This is a genomic window from Streptomyces viridochromogenes (assembly GCF_001270495.1).
GTDB lineage: Bacteria > Actinomycetota > Actinomycetes > Streptomycetales > Streptomycetaceae > Streptomyces > Streptomyces viridochromogenes_A.
Genome location: NZ_LGUR01000014.1, coordinates 109438 through 131910, shown reverse-complemented (window position 1 = coordinate 131910; position 22473 = coordinate 109438). Strand labels below are relative to the sequence as shown.

Annotated in this window: 18 protein-coding genes and 1 pseudogene; 14 read left to right on the top strand and 5 right to left on the bottom strand. The window is 72.0% G+C overall.

The genetic code is table 11. The features are described 5' to 3' along the window. Positions 1 to 100 precede the first annotated feature (100 nt). The 4 genes from ADK36_RS04325 (at position 101) to ADK36_RS04310 (ending at position 4143) form a co-directional block, all read left to right on the top strand. Complete coding sequence (locus tag ADK36_RS04325) at positions 101 to 730, top strand: alpha-ketoglutarate-dependent dioxygenase AlkB (RefSeq protein WP_048581936.1); 630 nt, start codon at positions 101 to 103, stop codon at positions 728 to 730. 110 nt (positions 731 to 840) lie between these two features. Beyond that, positions 841 to 2040, top strand: coding sequence for an acyltransferase family protein (locus tag ADK36_RS04320; protein WP_048581937.1), 1200 nt, complete (start codon positions 841 to 843; stop codon positions 2038 to 2040). A gap of 82 nt (positions 2041 to 2122) precedes the next feature. Further along, a complete protein-coding gene (locus ADK36_RS04315; protein WP_048581938.1) occupies positions 2123 to 2869 on the top strand; it encodes an MBL fold metallo-hydrolase in 747 nt (248 codons plus the stop codon). 41 nt (positions 2870 to 2910) lie between these two features. Then, a complete protein-coding gene (locus tag ADK36_RS04310; protein ID WP_048581939.1) occupies positions 2911 to 4143 on the top strand; it encodes a DUF4032 domain-containing protein in 1233 nt (410 codons plus the stop codon). A 42-nt stretch (positions 4144 to 4185) separates the two neighbouring features. On the opposite strand, the gene ADK36_RS04305 is transcribed toward ADK36_RS04310, so the two are convergent. Continuing rightward, complete coding sequence (locus ADK36_RS04305; protein WP_048581940.1) at positions 4186 to 5058, bottom strand: universal stress protein; 873 nt, start codon at positions 5056 to 5058, stop codon at positions 4186 to 4188. A 62-nt stretch (positions 5059 to 5120) separates the two neighbouring features. Here ADK36_RS04305 and ADK36_RS04300 point away from each other — a divergent pair, with 62 nt between their 5' ends. The 4 genes from ADK36_RS04300 (at position 5121) to ADK36_RS04285 (ending at position 9099) form a co-directional block, all read left to right on the top strand. Further along, positions 5121 to 5474, top strand: coding sequence for a VOC family protein (locus tag ADK36_RS04300; RefSeq protein WP_048581941.1), 354 nt, complete (start codon positions 5121 to 5123; stop codon positions 5472 to 5474). Positions 5475 to 5621: 147 nt separating this feature from the next. Beyond that, entirely contained in the window at positions 5622 to 7298 is a 1677-nt protein-coding gene (locus ADK36_RS04295; protein ID WP_048581942.1) for an FAD-dependent oxidoreductase, read from the top strand. Further along, positions 7295 to 8740, top strand: a complete 1446-nt coding sequence (locus ADK36_RS04290; RefSeq protein ID WP_048581943.1) for an ATP-binding protein — start codon at positions 7295 to 7297, stop codon at positions 8738 to 8740. Before ADK36_RS04295 ends, ADK36_RS04290 begins: the two co-directional genes overlap by 4 nt. Beyond that, positions 8737 to 9099, top strand: coding sequence for a UBP-type zinc finger domain-containing protein (locus ADK36_RS04285; RefSeq protein WP_048581944.1), 363 nt, complete (start codon positions 8737 to 8739; stop codon positions 9097 to 9099). The genes ADK36_RS04290 and ADK36_RS04285 overlap by 4 nt, the downstream gene beginning before the upstream one ends. Before the next feature lie 40 nt (positions 9100 to 9139). On the opposite strand, the gene ADK36_RS04280 is transcribed toward ADK36_RS04285, so the two are convergent. The 4 genes and pseudogenes from ADK36_RS04280 to ADK36_RS04265 all read right to left on the bottom strand — a co-directional run bounded on the left by ADK36_RS04280 (position 9140) and on the right by ADK36_RS04265 (position 15218). Continuing rightward, a complete protein-coding gene (locus ADK36_RS04280) occupies positions 9140 to 10336 on the bottom strand; it encodes an SGNH/GDSL hydrolase family protein (RefSeq protein ID WP_048581945.1) in 1197 nt (398 codons plus the stop codon). Beyond that, positions 10333 to 11856 (bottom strand): annotated as a pseudogene (locus ADK36_RS49935) (glycosyl hydrolase family 95 catalytic domain-containing protein); the annotation flags it as partial. The pseudogene ADK36_RS49935 and the gene ADK36_RS04280, both read right to left, overlap by 4 nt. Positions 11857 to 12028: 172 nt before the next feature. Continuing rightward, positions 12029 to 13831 (bottom strand): alpha-galactosidase D, encoded by a 1803-nt coding sequence (locus tag ADK36_RS04270; protein ID WP_053196420.1) that lies wholly within the window; start codon positions 13829 to 13831, stop codon positions 12029 to 12031. A 208-nt stretch (positions 13832 to 14039) separates the two neighbouring features. Continuing rightward, complete coding sequence (locus ADK36_RS04265) at positions 14040 to 15218, bottom strand: ROK family transcriptional regulator (protein ID WP_053196418.1); 1179 nt, start codon at positions 15216 to 15218, stop codon at positions 14040 to 14042. Between the two features lie 218 nt (positions 15219 to 15436). On the opposite strand from ADK36_RS04265, the gene ADK36_RS04260 reads away from it, so the two are divergent. From ADK36_RS04260 to ADK36_RS04235, 6 genes are all read left to right on the top strand, one after another. After that, a complete protein-coding gene (locus ADK36_RS04260) occupies positions 15437 to 16738 on the top strand; it encodes a serine hydrolase domain-containing protein (protein ID WP_053196416.1) in 1302 nt (433 codons plus the stop codon). A 103-nt stretch (positions 16739 to 16841) separates the two neighbouring features. Next, positions 16842 to 18239: a CAP domain-containing protein gene (locus ADK36_RS04255; RefSeq protein WP_048581951.1), complete on the top strand. Its 1398-nt coding sequence runs from the start codon at positions 16842 to 16844 to the stop codon at positions 18237 to 18239. A gap of 65 nt (positions 18240 to 18304) precedes the next feature. After that, on the top strand, positions 18305 to 18982 hold the full coding sequence (locus ADK36_RS04250; RefSeq protein ID WP_048581952.1) for an AIM24 family protein: 678 nt from the start codon (positions 18305 to 18307) through the stop codon (positions 18980 to 18982). 205 nt (positions 18983 to 19187) lie between these two features. Next, entirely contained in the window at positions 19188 to 20288 is a 1101-nt protein-coding gene (locus ADK36_RS04245) for a tetratricopeptide repeat protein (RefSeq protein ID WP_048581953.1), read from the top strand. Next, a complete protein-coding gene (locus ADK36_RS04240; RefSeq protein WP_048581954.1) occupies positions 20285 to 21316 on the top strand; it encodes a polyprenyl synthetase family protein in 1032 nt (343 codons plus the stop codon). Before ADK36_RS04245 ends, ADK36_RS04240 begins: the two co-directional genes overlap by 4 nt. Positions 21317 to 21453: 137 nt before the next feature. Next, entirely contained in the window at positions 21454 to 22413 is a 960-nt protein-coding gene (locus ADK36_RS04235) for a threonine/serine dehydratase (protein ID WP_048581955.1), read from the top strand. The last annotated feature ends 60 nt before the right edge of the window (positions 22414 to 22473 follow it).

The window sequence follows — 22473 nt, the reverse complement described above, 5'->3', positions numbered from 1 at the left end:
CCGATACACGAATGTATCCAAAGGGTGGACCGGGAGCGCGGTCACATTCCGACAGGGAACGTATGGGAACAGATTTTCGATTAAGGGGTACGCTGGAACCATGGCCACGCACCTCCAGGGCTCCCTCTTCGACCAGACCGACGAGCTGCGGCTCGGGTCCCTCGCCGGGCTCCGCCGCACCCGGCTCGGCCGCGGTGCCTGGATCGACGTGCTGCCCGGCTGGCTGAGCGGGGCCGACGTCCTGTTCGAACAGGTCGCCGCCGAGGTGCCCTGGCGTGCGGAGCGCCGGACGATGTACGACCACGTCGTCGACGTACCGCGACTGCTCTCTTTCTACGGCGTCGACGACGCCCTCCCGCACCCCGTCCTCGCGGAGGCCCGCGACGCGCTGTCCGCGCACTACGCCGAGGAACTGGGCGAGCCGTTCACCACGGCCGGGCTCTGCTACTACCGCGACGGCCGGGACAGCGTCGCCTGGCACGGGGACCGGATCGGGCGGGGCGCGCGCGAGGACACGATGGTCGCCATCCTCTCCGTGGGCGCGCCCCGGTATCTGCTGCTGCGCCCGGCGCGGGGCGGCGGCGAGACGGTGCGCCGTCCGCTGGGGCACGGCGACCTCATCGTGATGGGCGGCTCCTGCCAGCGGACCTGGGAGCACTCGATACCGAAGACCACACGCGCCGCGGGACCGCGCATCAGCGTGCAGTTCCGCCCGCACGGCGTGCACTGAGGCGGAGAGGCGGCCGCCCCGGGTGCGCGCGGAGGGCTGCCTCCGGCGGACGGTGCCGGAGGCAGCCGTTCCTCTGGGCGAGGCCCTCCCGTGCCCCCACACTGGTCCGGGTGAGCGCTGAGACGCAGGCACCGGCCACCGCTCCCCGGCGCGGTGAACTGGACGCGCTGCGGGTCTTCGTCGTCCTCGGACTGGTCTTCTTCCACGCGGCGCTGGTCTTCGCCACGGAGGGCGACTACTACGTCCAGAACGCGGAGACGACCGAGGTCATCACCGTCCTCGCCGGGTTCGGCGTGGTCTGGGCGATGCCGGTGCTCTTCCTCGTCGCCGGGCTCGGCGCCCGGTATTCCGTGCGCCGCCGCGGCGCCCGCCGTTTCGCCAGGGAACGCCTGGTGCGCCTGGGAGTTCCCCTGCTCTTCACCGTCGTCGCGCTGAACCCGCTCCCCCAGTGGCTGCGGCAGCGCGCCGCCGACCCGGGCCACCACGAGTCGTACTGGCACTTCCTACCCCGCTACTTCACCGTCCACCTCGACCCCGCCGACTTCCCCTTCTTCCTGGACGGGGACCACTTCGAGTCCGGCCATCTGTGGTTCGTGCTCCTGCTGCTCGCGTTCTGTCTGCTGCTGGCGCCGGTCGCGGGGCGCCTCGCGGCGGGCGGCGACGGTGCCGCGCGGGCCGTCGTCCGGCACCCCCTCCTGCTTCTGCTGCCCGTGCTGCCGCTCACGCTGCTCCAGGTGCCGCTGGGCATGGAGGAGGACTACGCGGCCTGGCACCACTGGGCCTACCTGGTGTTCTTCCTCTACGGCTTCACCCTCGCCGGGGACGAGCGGGTCCGGGCGGTCATGCGCCGGTTCGCCCGCCCGCTCGGTGTGGCGGGGGTCCTCCTGTTCGCGGCCTGCGGCCCCGGGTTCATGACGCTGGACGACCCGTTCACGGACCGCACGCCGCTCGCGCTGGGCACCCGCGCCCTGTTCAGCGCGGCGGGCTGGTGCCTGGTGATGGCCATCCTCGGCGCCCTGGACCGGCCGCGCGAACAGCAGCCCGCGGGGGCCCGCCCGAGCCCGCTGATGGCATATCTGGGCGTCGCCGCCCTGCCGATGTACGTGCTGCACCAGCCCGTCGTGGTCGCCGTCGCGTACGGCGTGGTGGGCTGGTCGGCGCCGATCGTCGTCGAGTACGCGGTGATCGTGGCGGGCTCGTTCGCGGTGATCCTCGTGCTGTACGAGTCGGTGGTGCACAGGACACGGGTGACGCGCTTCCTGTTCGGGATGCGGGCCGCTCCCGGGCGTCCCGCGCCTGACCGTGGCTGAGGCCGGACCCGCTGCTCACGGCGGCCTCGCGGTCTGCTTTGCTGATGCCCTCGGGCAGCGGAACCATGGATTCGGGACGATCATGCGGGCAGATGTGCGGCAAGTCGCGGACGGCACCTACCTGGTGCACGGCAGCAACACCAACTGGGTGATCCTGACCGAGGGGGACGCGGTCACCCTGATCGACACCGGCTACCCCGGCGACCGGCCGAAGCTGCTCGCCTCGCTCGCCGAGGTGGGGAGCTCGCCGGAGGCGGTCACGGCCGTACTCATCACGCACGCGCACACGGACCATCTGGGCAACGCCGAGTACCTGCGCGCAGCCCACGGCACGCCGATATACCTCCACGAGGCCGAAGTGCCGCACGCACGCCGGGAGTTCCTGCACCAGGTGGACGTCGGGACGGTCCTGAAGAACGGCTGGCGCCCGGGCGTCCTGCCCTGGGCGGTCCACGCGATCCGCTCCGGCGGCACCGCGCACGTCCCGGTCACCTCCCCCGAGCCGTTCCCGTCGGACGGCCCGCTGGACCTCCCCGGCCGCCCCGTCCCGGTGCACACGCCCGGCCACACGGACGGGCACTGCGCCTACCACCTGCCCGACGCGGGCGTGGTGATCGCGGGCGACGCCCTGGTGAGCGGGCACCCCACCTCGCGGATCAGGGGACCGCAGCTGCTGCCCGACATGTTCCACCGCGAGCGGTCGCGCGCCGTGACCTCCCTGGACGTACTCGAAGGGCTCAAGGGGGACGTACTGCTGCCCGGGCACGGGCCCCTGCACCGGGGCCCGGTGCGAGAAGCCGCTCTTCAGGCCCGGGAGCGCGCGCTCTAGGCTGAGGCGACGATCACCGGCGAGGCGAGGACGAACGGCCCATGGCACTGCAGATCAGCGCGACGAACCCGGAGCACCCCGCGCTCCTGCTGGAGCTGCCCTGGCATCTGCCCCTGGAGCAGTGGCCGGAGGAGGTCCTGGTCCCGCTGCCGCGCGGCATATCCCGCCACGTCGTGCGCTACGCCCGGGCCGGCACCGAGGTCATCGCCGTCAAGGAGCTCGCCGAGCGGCCGGCGCTGCGCGAGTACGAACTGCTGCGTGACCTCGACCGGCTCGGCATCCCGTCGGTGGATCCGCTGGCCGTGGTCACCGGCCGCACCGACACGGCCGGCGGCCCGCTGGAGTCGGTGCTGGTGACCCGGCACCTGGGCGGCTCGCAGCCGTACCGCTCGATGTTCGAGACGACGATGCGGCCGGCGACCATGCACCGGCTGATGGACGCGCTGGCCGTGCTGCTGGTCCGCCTCCACCTCGCCGGGTTCGCCTGGGGCGACTGCTCGCTGTCCAACACGCTGTTCCGGCGCGACGCGGGCGCCTACGCCGCGTATCTGGTGGACGCCGAGACGGGCGATCTGCACCCGCAGCTCAGCAACGGCCAGCGCGACTACGACCTGGACCTCGCCCGGGTCAACATCAGCGGCGAACTGCTGGACCTGGAGGCGTCCGGGGCGCTGCACCCCTCGGTGGACCCGATCGAGTTCGGCACCGAGATCTGCGCCCGCTACCACGGCCTGTGGCAGGAGCTGACCCGTACGTCGGTCTATCCGGCGGGCAAGTACCACTACATAGAGCGCCGGATCCGCCGCCTGAACGACCTCGGGTTCGACGTGGCCGAGATGCAGATCGAGCACGCCGCCAACGGCGACTCGGTCACCTTCGTGCCCAAGGTCGTGGACGCCGGCCACCACCAGCGCCAGCTGCTGCGCCTCACGGGCCTGGACACCGAGGAGAACCAGGCCCGACGGCTCCTGAACGACCTGGAGAGCTGGATGGCCACCCAGGACGACTACGCCCCGGGCGACCCCCTCGGCGCCCGCCCCGAGGTCCTCGCCCACCGCTGGGTCCGTGATGTCTTCCGGCCCACCGTGCGGACCGTGCCGCAGGACCTGAGGAGTTCCATGGACCCGGCGGAGATCTATCACGAGCTGCTCGAACACCGCTGGTACCTGTCCGAGCGGGCGCAGCACGACATCGGCCTGGACACGGTGGTCGAGGACTACATCAAGAACATCCTTCCCAAGGTCCGGGAGACGCTGCGGCCGACGGACGACTGAGCCGGCCGACCGGCTCGGTCGGGCGGGCTCAGACGGGCGGGCTCAGACGGGCGGTACGACCGCCACCGGGCAGGGCGCGTGGTGCAGGACGCCGTGTGCCACCGAGCCGATCCGGGCGCCGACGGCCGTGCGCCGGGCGCGGCGCCCGACGACCATCAGCTGGGTCCGCCCGACGACCGACAGCAGCACCTGTCCGGCACTGCCCATCTCGACATGCTCGACCACTCGCACCTCGGGGAAGCGCTCACGCCACGGCTGCAGCGCCTCGCCAAGGGCCTTCTTCTCGTACGGCTCCAGACCCCCGGCCTCGTCGAGGAGCTTCAGGGAGGCCGGGCTGTAGGCGAACAGCGGCGGCAGGGTCCAGGCCCGTACGGCACGCACGGTCGCGCCGCGGGCCGCGGCCGTCTCGAACGCGAACCGCAGCGTGGCGGCGCTGTCGTCCGCGTCCCCGTGCTGGCCCACGACGATCTCGCGCCCGGCGGCCTCGGCGGACGCCTGGTCCTCGGCGCGGACGAGCACGACAGGGTTCTCGGCCCCGGCGATCACCTGCTGTCCGACGGAGCCCAGCAGGAACCCGACGACCGCGGCGTGGCCCCGCGACCCCAGCACCAGCATCTCGGCGTCCGCGGTCGCGGCGACCAACGTGTCGACGGAGCTGTCGTCGACGACATCGGTGGTCACCTCAAGGCCCGGGTGCCGTTCGGTGACGGAACGGGCGGCCTCCGCGAGGCCCTCCCGCACCCACTGGGCCTGGGTGTCCGGATCCCCCACCCCGATCTCCTCGTGCGGCTGGAACCGCCAGGCGTGCACCACCCGCAGGGGGAGCCCCCGGCGGACCGCCTCCCGGGCCGCCCAGCCGAGAGCGGCGAGGCTCTCCTCCGAGCCGTCCAGCCCTGCCGTGATCGGGCGCGTCATTCCGGCTGCCTCCTAGTGTCGCGGTCACGTCCTTCGGGCCCAGTCTTCACTACGCTGCGCCCATGACTCTCGCCTGGGAGCAGGTAGTCGTCGACGCGGCCGACGCCGCGGCACTGGGGCGCTGGTGGGCCGAGGCGCTCGGCTGGGTCGTGCTGAACGACTCGGCCGACGAGTTCGAGACCGGGCCCGAGAAGGACCGGCTGCCCGGACTGATCTTCGTGCCGGTCCCCGAGGGCAAGTCGGTCAAGAACCGCCTGCATCTCGACTTCCGTCCCGGCGACCAGGCCGCCGAGGTCGCGCGCTTCCTCGCGCTCGGCGCCCGCCGCGCGGACGTCGGCCAGGGCGATCAGCCGTGGGTCACCCTCGCGGACCCGGAGGGCAACGAGTTCTGCGTGCTCGCCGCGCGTCGCCGCTGAGCGCGGACATGGCGGAAATCGAACGCGCCCCGCATACCTGAGCGAAGCGGGCGGATCGAACATACGATGGCCGGGAGTCGGCTCGGTGACCGCGCAACAGGGACGCTCGCCGCCGCGTCGAGAGGCCACGCCCGGGGTGGGAGACGTATGACACAGGCCGCCGAAGCAGCGCGGACCGTCATCCTGACCGTGGACGACGACCCGGGCGTGTCCCGGGCGGTCGCCCGCGATCTGCGGCGGCGCTACGGCGAGTCGCACCGGATCGTGCGCGCGGAATCCGGCGAGTCCGCGCTGGAGGCGCTGCGCGAGCTGAAGCTGCGCGGCGACCTCGTGGCCGTGATCCTGGCCGACTACCGCATGCCGCAGATGAACGGCATCGAGTTCCTCGAACAGGCCCTGGACGTCTACCCGGGCGCGCGCCGGGTGCTGCTGACGGCGTACGCGGACACGAGCGCGGCCATCGACGCGATCAACGTCGTCGACCTCGACCACTACCTCCTCAAGCCCTGGGACCCGCCCGAGGAGAAGCTCTATCCGGTCCTGGACGACCTCCTTGAGGCATGGCGGCGCAGCGACTACCGGCCGGTGCCCAGCACCAAGGTGGTCGGGCACCGCTGGTCGGCGCGCTCCTCGGAGGTGCGGGAGTTCCTGGCCCGCAACCAGGTGCCGTACCGCTGGTACTCGGCCGACGAACCCGAGGGACAGCGGCTGCTGGCCGCCGCCGGGCAGGACGGGCAGCGGCTGCCGCTGGTGATCACGCCGGACGGGACGCCCCTGGTGGCGCCCGAGGCACCCGAGCTGGCCGCGCAGGTCGGGCTGGCCACGATGCCGACGGCCGACTTCTACGACCTCGTCGTCATCGGCGGCGGACCCGCGGGGCTCGGCGCCGCCGTGTACGGAGCCTCGGAGGGACTGCGGACCGTGCTGGTGGAGCGGTCGGCGACCGGCGGACAGGCCGGGCAGAGCTCCCGGATCGAGAACTACCTCGGCTTCCCGGACGGCGTGTCGGGGGCCCAGCTCACCGACCGGGCCCGTCGGCAGGCGGCGAAGTTCGGCGCCGAGATCCTCACTACGCGCGAGGTGACGGGGCTGGAGGTCTGCGGGGCCGCCCGGGTCGTACGGTTCTCGGACGGCTCGGCGGTCGCCGCGCACAGCGTGATCCTGGCGACCGGCGTGTCCTACCGGCAGCTGGCGGCGCCCGGCTGCGACGACCTGACCGGCTGCGGGGTGTACTACGGGTCGGCGCTGACGGAGGCGCCCGCCTGCCAGGGCCAGGACGTGTACATCGTCGGCGGCGCCAACTCGGCGGGGCAGGCGGCGATGTACCTGGCGCGGGGTGCCAAGTCGGTGACGCTGCTGGTGCGCGGGGCGTCGCTGTCGGTGTCCATGTCGCATTACCTGATCCAGCAGATCGACGAGGCGCCGAACATCTCGGTGCGCACCGGCACGGTCGTCGAGTCCGCGCACGGCTCCGGCCACCTGGAGCAGCTGACGCTGCGCGACGTGGAGAGCGGGCGGACCGAAGTCGTCGACGCGCAGTGGATGTTCGTGTTCATCGGCGCGGCCCCGCTGACCGACTGGCTGGGCGGGACGGTGCTGCGGGACGAGCGCGGGTTCATCCTGGCCGGCCCCGACCTGACGTCGGACGGGCGGCCGCCGGCCGACTGGGAACTGGACCGGCCGCCGTACCACCTGGAGACCAACGTCCCCGGTGTGTTCGTGGCGGGCGACGCGCGCGCCGAGTCCGCCAAGCGTGTCGCGTCCGCCGTCGGCGAGGGAGCCATGGCCGTGATGCTCGTCCACCGCTATCTGGAGCAGTCATGAGCGGGCAGTTGATGCCGTGCAACCCCCAGGAGATCGGGGCGCTGTTCCTGTTCGAGAAGCTCACGCCCGAGCAGCTCGGCAGGCTGTGCAGCGAGGGGCGGGTGGAGAGGTTCGAGCCCGGGCCCGTGTACGCCGAGGGCGATCCCGCGACCTGCTTCTATGTGATGGTCGAGGGCACCGTCGTGCTGTCCCGGCGGGTCGGCGGCGACGACGTGGAGGTCAACCGGACCTCCCAGCGCGGGGTGTACTCCGGGGCCTGGCAGGCCTACCTCGGGGACCGGGTGCCGCAGGTCTACAACAGCTCGATGCGGGTCACGGAGCCGACGCGGTTCTTCGTGCTGCCCGCCGAGACCTTCGCGTCCGTGATCCGCGAGTGGTTCCCGATGGCCCTGCATCTGCTGGAAGGCCTCTTCTTCGGCCAGAAGAGCACCCAGCTGGCCATCAACCAGCGCGAACGGCTGCTGGCGCTGGGCTCGTTGTCCGCCGGGCTCACCCACGAGCTCAACAACCCCGCGGCGGCCGCCGTCCGCGCGACCGCCACGCTGCGGGAGCGGGTGGGCAAGATGCGGCACAAGCTCGCCGTCATCGCGCAGGGCTCCTACTCCCCCGAGGTCATGGCGAACCTCATCGACATCCAGGAGCGCACCGCCGAACGCGTCGCCAAGGCGCCGGCGTTGAGCCCCTTGGAGGCGTCGGACCGGGAGGACGAGCTCGCCGACTGGCTGGACGACCACGGCATCCCGGACGGCTGGCGGATCGCGCCCACGTTCGTGCAGGCCGGTCTCGACGTGGACTGGCTGGACCAGGTCGCGGCGGCGGTGGACGAGGAGATCCTGACGAGCGCGATCGGGTGGCTCAACTACACCGTCGAGACCGAGCTGTTGATGGACGAGATCAACGACTCGACCACCCGCATCTCGCATCTCGTCGACGCCGCCAAGCAGTACTCCCAGCTCGACCGCGCGCCCTTCCAGAACGCCGACGTGCACGAACTCCTCGACAGCACCCTGATGATGCTGTCGGCCAAGATCGGCCCGCAGATCAAGGTCGTCAAGGAGTACGACCGTTCGCTGCCGAAGATCCCGGCGTACCCGGCGGAGCTGAACCAGGTGTGGACCAACTTGATCGACAACGCGGTCGCCGCCATCAACAGCGCGGGCGGCGAAGGGACGTTGACGGTACGGACGGCCCCGGATCACGATCGGCTGCTGGTGGAGTTCCGGGACACCGGTGTCGGTATCCCGGCCGAGCACCGGGGGCGGATCTTCGATCCCTTCTTCACGACGAAGCCCGTGGGTGAGGGGACCGGGCTCGGCCTCGACATCTCCTGGCGGATCGTGGTCAACAAGCACCACGGAACCATTCAGGTGGAGTCGGAGCCGGGTGACACGCGCTTCCGGGTGCTGCTTCCGCTCACATCGGCCGAGGAGGAGTCCGCATGACCAGCGACCAGGGCGACAAGGGAATCGACGCGAGCGTTCCGCCGAGCGGCAGCGGGTGTGTCGAGTGCGACGAGGCGGGCGGGTGGTGGTTCCATCTGCGGCGATGTGCGCAGTGCGGGCACGTGGGGTGTTGTGACAGTTCGCCCGCGAAGCACGCGACGGGGCATTTCCGGGAGACCGGCCACCCCTTGGTGCAGAGCTTCGAACCGGGTGAGAACTGGTACTGGGACTACGCGTCGAACGAGATGTACGAGTCGGGGCCCGAGCTGGCCGCGCCGGTGAGCCATCCGGCCGAGCAGCCGGCACCGGGGCCCGCGGGGCGGGTGCCGGCCGACTGGGCGAAGACGTTGCGCGCCTGAGAGCCCGGATTCACTGGCTCGCGGGTTGCGGCCGCGCACCTCAGGGGGCCGTGTCGCACTCCAGGGCCGTCAGGTCGACGGCGTCGGCCATCGCCTGCATCCCCTTGTCGTTGGGGTGGATGTGGTCGCCGCCGTCGAGGGCGGGAAGCATCCGTGCGGGGTCGTAGGGGCTGCGCAGGACGCGGTCGAAGTCGGTGACGGCGTCGAACACGCCGGTGGTGCGGATGGCCGCGTTGACCTCCTGGCGTACGGCCTCACCGGCCGGGTCCCATTCGTGCCAGCCCTTGAAGGGGCCGACGGTCGCGCCGACGACGCACTTGCCGGCCGCGTGCGCCCGCTCGACGATCTCTCGGTAGCCGTCGATCAGGTCCTCGGCCGTGACGCCCGCGTGGGCCTTGATGTCGTTCACGCCCTGGAAGAGGAACACCGTCCGCACGCCCGGCTGGGACAGGACGTCCCGCTCCAGCCGGTTCAGGGCGCTCTGGCCGGGGCCGTCGGTGAGGACCTTGTTCCCGGCGATACCTTCGTTGGCCACGCCCTTCACGGCCGCGTCCGTACGCTTCAGGCGGCGGGCGAGGTAGTCGGGCCAGCGGCGGTTCAGGTCGGCGGTGGACTGCCAGCCGTCGGTGATGGAGTCGCCGAGGGCGACCACCGCTCCGGTGCCCGCGGGGGCGCGTACGGAGACGGCGTCGAGGTAGAACCAGGAGCCGGTCGGGATGGTCCAGGCGGCGCCGCTCTCCTCGGCGGTGTGGTCGCCCTGGGTCGCGTACGACGACTGGAGGGCCATCCAGTGGCCGCTCGCCGGGCCGCCCGCGTCGGGGCTGTGCAGGCTGACGACGAGGTTGGCCGCGGCGGGCAGTCTGCCGGGCAGCGGGTCGCTCCACACGGTGCCGCCCGCCGGCACGGTGACCGTGCGCGCACCGCCGAAGGCCAGGCGCCGGTTGCTGCCGGGCCGCAGCTCGGCGCCCTGTTTCTGGATGCCGGCGTAGACGCTGTCGAGGGTCAGCGGCCGATCGCCGAAGGCGTTGGAGAGGCGGACCCGGACGCCGGTGCCGCCCACGCTGGTGTGCACGACGAGCCGATAGCTGCGGCCGGCGACGCCGTCGCCCACGCGGTCGGCGCTCGCCGCCCAGGTGACGACGCCGCTCGGCTCCGCGGTCGCCTCGGCGGGTGCGGGCGCGGACTGGCAGGCGACGACCGTCAGCAGGACGGCGGCCAGCGCAAGTGCGGCCCTCACCGGGCGAAGTCCTTCAGCGTGACGGAGGCGCCGGGCGGCAGGGTGACCGTACGGGACACACCGCCGTACGCGACGGTGGTGGTACGGCCGCCGACGCTGTGGATCCGCGCCCGCGTCGGTTTCCCGTCGCGCCAGCGCAGCTCGACCTCGAAGCCGCCGCGCGCGGCGACGCCCGCGACGAAACCCGAGGCGGCCCAGGCGTCGGGAAGTGCCGGGAGGAGTTCGATGTGCCCCGGCCGCGAGTACAGCAGCATCTCCATCATCGCCGCCGGGGTACCGAAGTTGGCGTCGATCTGGAAGATGCCCCGGCCGCGTTCCACCTCGTAGATGTCGAAGAGGTTGGGTGCCGTGCCGTTGCAGCCGCCGGTCGAGGGGCGGAGGTTGTTCACGACCAGCTGGTAGGCGTTCTCCGCGTTCTTCAGCCGGGCCCAGCACAGGCCGCGCCATGCGTTGGCCCAGCCGAAGCTCTCCATGCCGCGCGCGGTGAGCAGGGCGGTGGCGCCGGTGACGAGGTCGGCCGGGGTGGAGCCGTCGGGGCGGATGCGGTCGCCGGGGAACAGGCCGACGAGCGGGGACAGGTGCCGGTGTGCGGTCTCGCCTAGGTTGTCGGGGGACATCCACTCCTCCAGCCAGCCGGTGGTCGCGCTGACCTGCGGCAGGTACAGCCTTCTGCGCAGTGAGGCGATCGTAGCCGCGTAGCCGGTGTCCGTCCGCAACTCGGCCGCCGCGGTGCAGTAGTGCCCGAAGAGCGCCCACACCAGTTCCTGAGCGTAGGTGATGCCCTTGGCGTCGAGCGGACCGTGCTCGGGCGACCAGTCGCTGTCGGCGATCAGCACCTCCTTCGAGGTGCCGGGGAGCGTGGTGGTGAGCAGCCGGGCGGCCCAGAACTCGCAGGCGCCCTTGAGCAGCGGGTAGATCTTCTTCAGGTGCTCGCGCGACCCGGTCTGCTCGTAGTGCTCCCACAGGGTGGTACACAGCCAGGCGTTGCCCGCCGGGTGCCACCACCAGCCGCCTCCGCCATGGGGGTTGGTGGAGATGGCGACAGTCCAGCCGGCGTTCTGGCCGGTGGAGTTGCGGTAGCGGTTGCGCGGGTCGTTGAACAGGCGGCGGGTGAGGTCGGTCCAGGACGGGAGCTGGGCCAGGCAGTAGTCGGTGAGGGCGTCGAAGCACGGGGACAGGCCGGTCCGGTCGGCCATCCAGTAGTTCATCTGGATGTTGATGTCGGTGTGGTAGTCGCCCATCCAGTCCGGGTCGTTGCCGTCGAGCCACAGCCCTTGCAGGGCGAGGGGCAGGCTCCCGCGCGAGCCGGAGATCATCAGGTAGCGGCCGAAGTGCACGTAGGCGGCTTCGAGTTCGGGGTCGGGTACGCCGTCCCGAGCGCGTGCCCGGAGCCGTTCCCAGGTGTCCAGCGAGCGCTGCTCGGCGGACGATGTCCCGAGCGAGAGATCCATCCGCCCGTACAGGTCCCGGTAGTCGGCGACATGGGTGCGCAGCAGGGTGTCGGCCGGGTGGGCGGCGGCGCGGACCGTGTCCGCCGCCGCTCCGAATCGGCGGGTCGTCGCGGTGCGGCCGACGCGGTGAGGGCCCCGGTCGCCGCGGCGAGGGCGAGCAGGCCGCGTCTGTGCGGGTGGTCGGACGGGGTGGTGTCCATGGCGGGCTCCTGGCGGTCGTGGGCGGGTGCCCGGGGTTCGGTCAGGACGACTTCGGTACGTCGATCCGGTCGATGTCCGGCGCGTAGCCGGTCCCGCTGTCGAACGTGATCGTGTTGGCTCCGGCCTTCAGCCTCACCGGCACGTGGACGCTGTTGACGGTGGACCAGTCGCCCGTGGAGGCGAACTTGTGCGAGGCGGCGGCGCCTGCGTTGGCGGACACCAGGATCGACCGGGAGTCACCGCTGACGTAGCCGACCTTGATCAGGTAGGTGCCGGCCTCGGCGACCACGACGTCGTTGACGGTGACCTTGCCGCCCGTGTAGAGGTTGCCGACCTTGCGGCCGCCGGAGCAGGCGGAGCAGTCGGCCACGGAGGCGTTGCCGCTCAGGGTGTTGCCGCCGGCCTCGGCCTCGTAGCCGGTCCATGCGAGGTCCGTGCCGCGCGGGGTGACGGTGAAGAGCCGGGAGCCGTGTGCGGGGAGGGCCTGGGTGATCTTGTCGGTGTGGCCGCCGAGGTTCTCCTTGTTCCACACGTCGCGCACCGAGGCCCTGCCCTGGAAGCCGAGGGTGGACCAGTGCGCGGTGACGGCGGCGGGTGCGTCGGAGAGGTTGAACAGGGCCACGGTGTAGGTGCCGTTCGGGTTCTTCGCGGCCCACACCTGCTGCGGGTCGGAGGCGGTGACGGGCTCGGCGGGCGGGGCGCCGCTCTGGTTGATCGCGATGACCTCGCGGTCGGTCAGCAGCTTCAGGCCGTAGGAGTCGAGCCTGGTGAGGTCGTCACCGGTGAAGAGCGGGGACTTGGCTATCGCCCACAGGGTGGCGTAGCTCTGCCGCTCGGCCTTGGTGAGGCCGTCCATCTCGCCGTTGCCGACGTTGAGGGAGTCGAGGTCGTTCCAGCCGCCGGGGCCGGCGTGGGCGGTCCAGGCCGGGGCGTCGTCCCAGCGGTCGTCGACGGAGTTCTCCCAGGTGACGAGGGTGTTGCAGTAGCACTCGACGTCGGTGTCGATGCGCCAGCCGTTGGAGTACTTCTTCCAGTCCGCGACGTGCCCGTAGTCGAGGGACCAGGACAGCTCCAGGTGGATCGGGCGGCCGGCGGTCTTGATGGCCTGCTGCCAGGCGGCGACGTCGGCGACGTTGTTGTAGTTGTCGCCGTTCTTGAACGAGCCGGGGCCCACGCCGTCGAGCTTGAGGAAGTCGTAGCCCCAGTCGGCGAACATCCGCGCCTGGGAGTCGATGTACTTCTGCGCGCAGGGGTTCGAGAAGTCGATCTTGTAGGCGCTGTCCCAGCCGTTGGTGGTGCGCAGGTCGTCGTGGACGATGTCGCCGGTCGTGCAGCCCTCGGCGTTCCAGATGGGGTTCCTGCCGTCGCCGTACGCCCCCTTCTCCAGGCCGACCGGGAGGTAGATGCCGGCCTTGAGGCCCTTGGAGTGGATGCGGTCGGCGACGGCCTTCATGCCGCTCGGGAAGCGCTCCGGGTCGGCCTGCTGGCGGCCGTACTCGTCGAACCGCGGCTTCCAGGACCAGTCCATCCACCAGCCGGCGTCGATGTTGACGTATTCGTAGCCGTACTTCTTCAGCTTGGCGGCCATGGCGTCGGTCTGCTTGCCGACGTTCGCCTCGGACAGGTAGCTGTAGTCGCCCTTCGGATTGAGGCCCGGGTATTTCGACGACTGCATGGTCCAGCTCGTCCAGCCCATGTAGGGCTTGGCGGCCACCGTGGTGGCCGGTGCGGCCGGGGGCGAGGCGGTGTCGGCCTGTGCGGTGGGGACGGCGGCGGTGAGGGCCAGGACCACCACGGCTCTCAGGGTGCGTGCGGGCATGACGGAGTACGGGGATGACTGCATGGGTCGTACCTCCCGGGGTTGGTTCAGCGGTTCCGAGCAGACCTGGGGAAGTCGGCTGCGGTTCGGCAGTGCCCTGAAGGGGCGCGGGGCCGTGTCGAGATGCGGCTGCCGCGGCGCGGGCGCGACCAGCCACGACGAGTGCGCACATGACGGGCGGCCCATCGCGGCCCCGCGGTGGAGCCGTTGATCGACACAGCCGGCGGAGCGCTCAGCGCTGGTCGTCGGCTCTGATGAAGGACTGGATCGCGGTGGCCGCGGCCCCGCGCGCCCACTCCTCGAAGGGCAGTGGGCGGGTCTGTACGTCGCACCGGTCGGCGGAGCCGAACGCGGCCGCGGCGAACGCGTCGCGGATCTGTTCGGCGAACGGGTCGTGGGCGGCGAGGCCCTCGCCGGAGATGATCACCCGCTCGGGGCCGAGCAGGTTGGCCACGGTGGCGATGCCGCGGCCGATCGCGTCGCCCGCGCGCGCGTAGGCCTCCCGGGCCCCGGCGTTGCCCTGGTGGGCCAGCGCCACGGCCTCGGCGGTGCCGGCGACTTCGAGGCCCGTGGTCTCGCGGATCCGCCTGACGATCGCGGCGTCCCCCGCGATCGCCTCCACGCAGCCGCGGTTGCCGCAGTGGCAGGGCGGCCCGGCAGGGTCGACGGTGACATGGCCGATCTCGCCGGCCACACCGTGCGCACCGGCGACCACCCGGCCGTGCACCACGAGCCCGCAGCCGATGCCGGCGCCGACGGTCACCACGGCGAAGTCGGACAGCCCCACGCCGGCCCCGAACCACTGCTCGGCGACGGTGAGGGCCCGTACGTCGTTGTCGACGGCGACCGGCAACCCGGTGGTCGTGGCGGCGAGTTCGGCGAGGGGTACGTCCCGCCACTCCAGGAACGGCGAGTAGCGGACGACGCCGGCGCCACGGTCGACGTCTCCGGAGACGGCGATGCCGAGGCCCAGGACCGGTACGCCCAAGTCGCCCGCCTCACCGAGCAGTTCGCCCACCAGCTCGGCGACCGAGGCCAGCACCGCCTTCGGCTCCCGGTCCGGGAGCGGGGTGTGCCGGGCGACATGAATACGGCAGCACAGGTCGGTGAGCACGCCGATGATCTCGTCGCCGGTCGCCTTGACGCCGATGAACAGGGCCCGTCCCCCGTCGACGCGCACCTGGTTGGCGGGGCGGCCGAGCGCGGGCCGGGCCGGCTCGTCCGCTTCCTCCACCAGGTAGCCGGCCTCGATCAGGGGACGGACCGCCTTGGTGACGGCAGCCGGGGACAGTCCCGCCCGCCGGGCCACCTCCAGGCGGGTGAGCGGCCCGTGGGACAGGACCGTGGTGAAGATCTGCGCGGCGGCCGGCGTGCTCGCCGGGAACGTCTCGGCGCGGCGGGTCGAGGACATGCCCGGAACCTAGGGCCATTATTTTCCGCCGTCAATAAAAGAAACAGGATTCGTTCACAGGCGGCTCCGATCGGCGGTCAAGGACTCCTACCCGGTGATCAATGCCTGTCCAACTGTGCGTCGTCCGTGGCGATCTGACGAGATGCGAGAAGGTTGCCCCGCACGGAGGCGATCGTTCCCCTACGAGCGGCGCATCGACAGAAACCGGAGGAAGCCGGATGGTCTCAGCAACGGTGGTCAGAGGTACGGCGATGGCGGCGGTCCTGGTGTCACTCCTGACGGTTCCCGCACACGCCGTGCCCGGGGCCGGGAAGCCCGGCGCCACCACGGTCGACGCAGAGGCGGGCGTCCTGCCCGCCCCGGACATCACCGGCGTCTGGAACGTCCTTCGCGGGGCGCGGCGGCAGGGCGCACCCGGCGCGATCGCGCGCCTCGACGACCGCGGCGCGGTCCACTGGGCGGCCGTCGGTGTCGCCGACCGGAAGTCCCGGCGGGCGATCAGCAACGCCGACCGGTTCCGCATCGGCAGCGTCACCAAGATCTTCTCGGCCGTCGTCCTGCTGCAACTGGCCGACGAGAAGAAGCTGAAGCTCGACGCCCCGGTCAACCGCTATCTGCCGGGACTGCTGCCCGACGACCGCATCACGGTGCGGCATGTGCTCAGCCACCGCAGCGGCCTGCACGACTACACCAACGAGATGTTCGCGCGGACGGTTCCCGGCTTCGAGGCGGTCCGCAGCAAGGTCTTCACCTACCGGCAGCTGGTGAACCGGTCCCTGAGCAAGCCACGGACCACCAGGCCCGGCGGCGCGTACTCCTACTCCAACACCAACTTCGTCGTCGCCGGGATGCTCATCGAGAAGCTGACCGGGCACTCGGTGCGGACCGAGTACCAGAACCGGATCATCAAGCCGCTGGAGCTGGGCGACACGTTCTATGTGCACCCCGCAAAGAAGATCCCCGGCCGGCACGCCCGCGGCTATCTCACCCCGGACACGGCGGGCGCGGCGCTGGTCGACGCCACGGAGCAGACGGTGTCCTGGGCCCGGAGCGCGGGAGCGGTCATCTCCACCACGCGGGACCTCAACACCTTCCTGTCGGCGCTGCTCGGCGGCCGACTGACCTCCAAGGCGCAGCTGGCCCAGATGCAGCGGTGGGTACCGGCCGGCAGCACACAGGCGTACGGGCTCGGGCTGCGGCGCCGCGACCTGTCGTGCGGGATCTCCGTGTACGGCCACACGGGCGCCGTCCAGGGGTACTACACCTACGCGTTCGCGTCCAAGGACGGCAAGCGGAGCCTGGCCGCGCTCGCCAACACGTCCAACAACGGCACGGTTCTCAACTCCATGCTGGGCACGCTGGAGTCCGCGTTCTGCGGCAAGCCGGTCAAGCAGACGAAGCGGACGAAGCGGACGCAGCAGCGGCGTGCTTCCGCGCCGGTCGAACGGCACGAGGACATCGCTCCGGGCCTCCGGGTCCCGCTTGGTCACCCGATCGCTTCGGACGCCGACTCGAACTGAGGGCTGGGGGCTGAGGGCTGGCGGCCGGCGGGAACCCGCGAGATCCGGTGGACGTTCACCGGACAACCCCACCGGATCTCGAACCACCCACCAGGACGGCCCGATGAGCGAGTTGGTTCCCGGGGGCAATCTGCCCCTCCCGGGCGGCAGCGTGACCGTCCGGGTACCCGGCCCCTTCGACGTGTCCGCGCTCATCACCGACGACAGCGGCAAGGTCCGGGGCGACGCCGACTTCGTGTTCTACAACCAGCCGTCCGCGCCAGGCGCCCGGCTGCACGGCGACACGCTGACCGTCGACCCGCCGCGCCTGCGCTCCGGGGCGACGCGGATCACGGTGGTCGTCAGCCCCGCCGACCCGGGCACTCCCCTGGGCCGGCTGCCCGCCCCGGCGCTCCAGGTCACCGACTCCGGCGGCCGCCCGATCGCCCGGTTCGCCCCGCCGCGTCCCCGGCAGGAGACCGTGCTGCTGCTCGCGGAGGTCTACCGGCGTGGCGGCGGCTGGAAGCTGCGGGCGTTGGGGCAGGGGTACGCGGACGGCCTGGCGGGGCTCGCCCGCGACTTCGGGGTGGACGTCATCGAGGACGCGACGCCGACTCCCGTCCAGCGGACACCCACCCCCTCCGCACCCGCCACTCCCTCCGTGCCGGGCGCTCCACCGATGCCCACCGCACGGCCCACGATGCACACCCTGTCCGGCGTCACCACGCCGCACGCCCCGCTCCCCGACCGCGACGGGTTCCTCGGCCTGGTCAACTCCGCCCGCGCCGACGCCGGTTCACCGCCCGTCACACTCGACGCCCGTCTGGCCTCCGCCGCTCAGGCCCACGCCGCCGCCATGGCCGCGGCAGGACAGCTCGGCGTCGAGGGCCGCGACGGCGTCTCCGTGTACCAGCGCGTCACCGCCGCCGGGTTCACGTATGTCACCGTCGGCGAACACCTCGTCTCCGGCCCCCGCACCCCCGCCGAGTTTGTCGCGTACTGCCTGCGTACCGATCAGCCCCGCCGCACCCTGCACGACCCGGCTTTCACCCACGCCGCCGTGGGGTACGTCAGCGGCGGCCGTTCGGGCGACACGTACTGGACGGCGCTCTGGACGAGACCGCTCACGCCGGGTGACCTGTCCCGCACCGCGACCGAGGTCGTCGAGCTCACCAACCGGGAGCGGGCCCGCGCCGGACTGCGCCCCCTGGCCGTCGACACCGCGCTCGCCGCCGCCGCGCAGGCGTACAGCTCCGACATGGCGGCCCGCGCCTTCTACTCCCACACCTCGCCCGAGGGGAGCCAGCCGTGGGACCGGGCGGCCGCCGCGGGCTCCCGAATGCGCACGATCGGGGAGAACATCGCGTGCGGCCAGCGCTCCCCCGCCGAGGTCGTGGAGGGCTGGATGAACAGCCCGGGCCATCGCGCCAACATCCTCAAACGCGACTTCACCCACATAGGAATCGGCTTCGCGGGCGGCGGCCCGGCGGGCACGTACTGGACCCAGCTCTTCGGCGCCTGACGGGCCGTGACCGGCGACACGCCGCGATCTAGGCGGAAGGGGACCGTCCGGGACAGGATGCCTGCATGAAGGGTGACCTCTTTTCCAGCGAGCACATGGTCCAGCCCGCCACGGCGCCGGGCATGACGATCGAGAACGCCAAGTGCATCAAGTACGCGGTGAACGGCGAGATGCACGCCCGTCAGGGCGCGATGGTCGCCTACCGCGGCAACCTCCAGTTCGAGCGCAAGGGCCAGGGCGTGGGCGGCATGCTCAAGCGGGCCGTGACCGGTGAGGGGCTGCCGCTGATGGCGGTGCGCGGACAGGGCGAGGCCTGGTTCGCGCACGAGGCGCAGAACTGCTTCGTCGTCGACGTGGATCCCGGCGACGAGTTCACGGTCAACGGCCGTAACGTCCTGTGTTTCGACGCCTCGCTGTCGTACCGGATAGCGACGGTGAAGGGCGCCGGCATCACCGGCGGCGGCCTGTTCAACAGTGTCTTCTCGGGGCAGGGCAAGCTGGGGCTGGTGTGTGAGGGCAACCCTCTCGTCATCCCGGTGTCGCCGCAGTACCCCGTGTACGTGGACACGGACGCGGTGGTCGGCTGGACCGCCGGACTGCGGACCTCGCTGCACCGCTCGCAGTCCCTGGGCTCGATGCTGCGCGGCGGTTCCGGTGAGGCGGTGCAGCTGATGCTGGAGGGCCAGGGCTATGTCGTCGTACGGCCGAGTGAGGCGACCCCGCAGAAGGCCCAGCAACACTGAGACCGCCCCGTGAGGTGATCTGCGCCTCACGGGCAACCCCGTACGCCGTGCCGGCGTCTTGATCGACAACAGGTGAAGCCCTGGCCGCCCATTCCGGCCAGGGCCGGTTTTCAACGCTCTATACACGCCATGTATACCCATCGCGTATACGCACCATCTATACATAGAGTGTAGAGACGGCGTGTATATCGATCGAGAGGCATCGATGTACGGCAAGGCATTCGCCCCGGAGTATCAGGGCTCCCTGACCAAGCTGTCCGTGAACTCGTCGCTGACGGACGTACTGGCCGCCGGAACCGAGCAGTTGAGAGCGGCCGAGCGGGACGGGCGGTACGGCGAGGCGGCGCGCTCGGGGCTCGCGGTAGCCGAGGCGCACCGCCGGCTGGGTCAGGTCGGGGACGCCGAGCGGGCGTGGAAGGCGAGCTACCGCGCCGCCCGGGAGGCCGGCGACACCGCGGCGATGGCCTGGGCGCTGTGGAGCGGAGGCACGCTGGCCCGGCAGCGCGGCGCGTTCGCCCTGGCCCGGCGGCTGCTTCAGCTCGCGGCGGATCTGGGTGAGCGCGGTGGCGACATCGTCGTACGCGGCTACTCCCTGGCGGGTCTGGCCGAGACCGGCCGCATCCAGGGCGACTACGAGGCTGTCCACCGGCTGCACGAGCAGCTGCTGGCCGAGGCCCGGCGGCGCGGCGAGGCCCGGCACACGGTGTGGGCGCTGGAGGGAATCGCCCAGATCCATCGCAACACCGGCTCGTACGACACCGCGTACGCCCTGTTCGAGGAGGCGGCCGAGATCGCCGCGCGCGCCGAGGACCGGCGGGGCCACGCCTGGGCGCTGCGCGGGCTCGCGGACATCGTGTCCGTGCGCGACGGCGACACGGAGCGGGCGCTTGAGCTGTTGTCGGAGGCGGAGACCTCGTGCCGCGCGATGAAGCTGTCCAGCGCGCTGGCCTACAACCACAAGATGCGCGGCAACGTCCTCTATCGCGCGGGGCGTTACGCCGAGGCCCGGGGCCTGTACGAGCAGGCGCTCGCGGAGTTCCGTGCCATGAGCGAGCCGCGCGGGGAGGCGCTGTCCCGGCTGGGGCTGGCCAAGTCGCGGGCCCGGCTGGGGCGCGACCGTACCGAGACCGCCGCCGAACTGGCCGAGCTGGCCGCGGTGTTGGACCGGATCGGGCTGCGGCACGCCCGGGAGATGGTGGCGCGGGCGCAGGAGGAGCTCGGCGCCGGGGCGGTGGCCGAGGGGAGTGGCCTGGCGGGCGCCGCGGAGCGTGCCACGGTGGGCGCCGGGGCGGTGGGCGTACGGTGACGACGTTCCCCCCTGTAGTACAGGCGCCGGCCGACGCCCGCCGAGTCCTCGACCGCTGCCGGTCGCTGGTGCGGCCCGCGCTACGGGAGGCCGTGGAGCGGACGCATCCGTGGGTCGGCGAGATGGCCGCCTACTCCTTCGGCTGGTGCGAGGTAGGCGGTGCGCCGGCCGCCGCCTCCGGCGGGAAGGGCGTACGGCAGGCGCTGGCCGTGCTCGGGGCCGAGGCGGCCGGTGCGCCCGGGCGGGTCGCGGTACCCGGGGCGGTGGCGGTGGAGCTGGTGCACGCCTTCTCTTTGCTGCACGACGACATCATGGACGGCGACACGTGCCGGCGCGGCCGCCCCACCGTGTGGAAGGCGTACGGCACCGGGCCCGCCGTCCTCGCGGGGGACGCGCTGTTCGCGCTGGCCGTCGAGACGCTCGCCATGGCGCCGGCCGGCCCGCGAGCGGTGCGGCTGCTGTCCGTGGCCTTGCAGGACCTGGTGCGCGGGCAGGCCGACGACCTGCTGTTCGCCACGCGTCCCTGGACGGGTCCGGAACGCGTACGTCCGGACGAGTACCGGACGATGGCCGAGCACAAGACCGGCGCGCTGCTGGGCTGTGCCGCCGCGCTCGGCGCTCTGCTCGGCGGTGCGCCGCCCGCGACGGTCACCGCCCTCGACCGTGCGGGGCGGCATCTGGGCGTCGCCTTCCAGGTGGTCGACGATCTGCTGGGCATCTGGGGCGATCCCGACGTCACCGGCAAACCGGTGCACGGCGATCTGCGGGAGCGCAAGAAGACGTTCCCGGTGCTGGCCGCGCTCGACTCGCCCGCCGCCGGCCGGCTCTCCGCGCTTCTGGAGTCGGCCGCCGACACCGGTGAGGTGGCCTCGCTGGTCGAGGAGGCGGGAGGCCGCGCGGCTGGGCTCGCGGAGGCCCGACGTCATGTGGCGGCCGTGGAGGCGGCGCTGGCCGACGTACCGCTGGAGGCGGGGGCCGCAGGCGAGTTGCGGTCGCTGCTTGGCTTCCTGGTGCGGCGCGATCTGTGAAAGCACAGTTCACAGCGGGACGGCGGGGACGTCGTGTCACCATGGCGCCCACAGCGAAACCGAGTTGACCTGCGTCACCTCCCGCGTCAGGGTGCCTAACGGTGCGGACCCCGCCCCGCGCCGGGAAGGTGACTGCCTTGATCGGGATCTCGGACGTCGAAGCCGCGGCCGGCCTCATCGCCGGCCATGTCGTACACACCCCGACCGTGCCCAGCCCCGGCCTGTCGGCCCTGCTCGGTGTCCCGGTGACGGCGAAACTCGAACTCCTGCAGCGCACCGGCTCCTTCAAGGCCCGCGGGGCGACGGCGAAGCTGCTGTCGCTCAGCGACGCCCAGCGCGCGGCGGGGGTTGTGGCGGTCAGCGGGGGCAACCACGGCATCGCCCTCGCCCTGACGGCCGCCGCCCTCGATGTGAAGGCCACCGTGGTGATGCCGCGTTCGGCGCCCGCCCGCGCCGTCGAGATCGCCCGGGACGCCGGGGCGTCGGTGCGGCTGACGGACGACATGGACGGGGCGTTCTCGCTCGTCACACGGTTGCGGGACGAGGGGCTGACCCTCGTCCATCCCTTCGACGACCCCTTGGTGATCGCCGGCCAGGGCACCGTCGGGCTGGAGCTGGCCGACGACGCCGGTGAACTCACCGACGTGCTCGTCAGCGTCGGAGGCGGCGGGCTCATCGCCGGCGTCGCGGTCGCGTTGCGGGCCCGCCGTCCGGACGTACGGATCTGGGGCGTGGAGACCGAGGGCGCCGAGGCCATGTCCGAGGCGCTGGCGGCGGGCGGGCCGGTGCCGGTGACGCTGTCGTCGATCGTGTCCACGCTGAGCGCGCCGGCCGTGTCCCGGCTGACGTACGACCATGTGTCCGCCCTGGTCGACGAGGTGCTCGTGGTGCCGGACCGGGATGCGGTGCGGGGCGTTCTCGATCTCGCCGAGCACGCCAAGCTGTGGGCCGAGCCGGCCGCCGGCTGCCTGTTGCCCGCGGCGCGGCGGGTGCTGGAACGGGTCGGGGACGGCGCCCGGCTCGGCCTGGTCGTGTGCGGGGGCAACGCGACGACCGGGGATGTGGCGCGCTGGGCGACGGATTTTGGTCTGCGCTGACGTTTTCCGACTCAATTCCCTGAACTTTTCGTCAGCTTACTCTCGCGTCAGAAGCAAAGG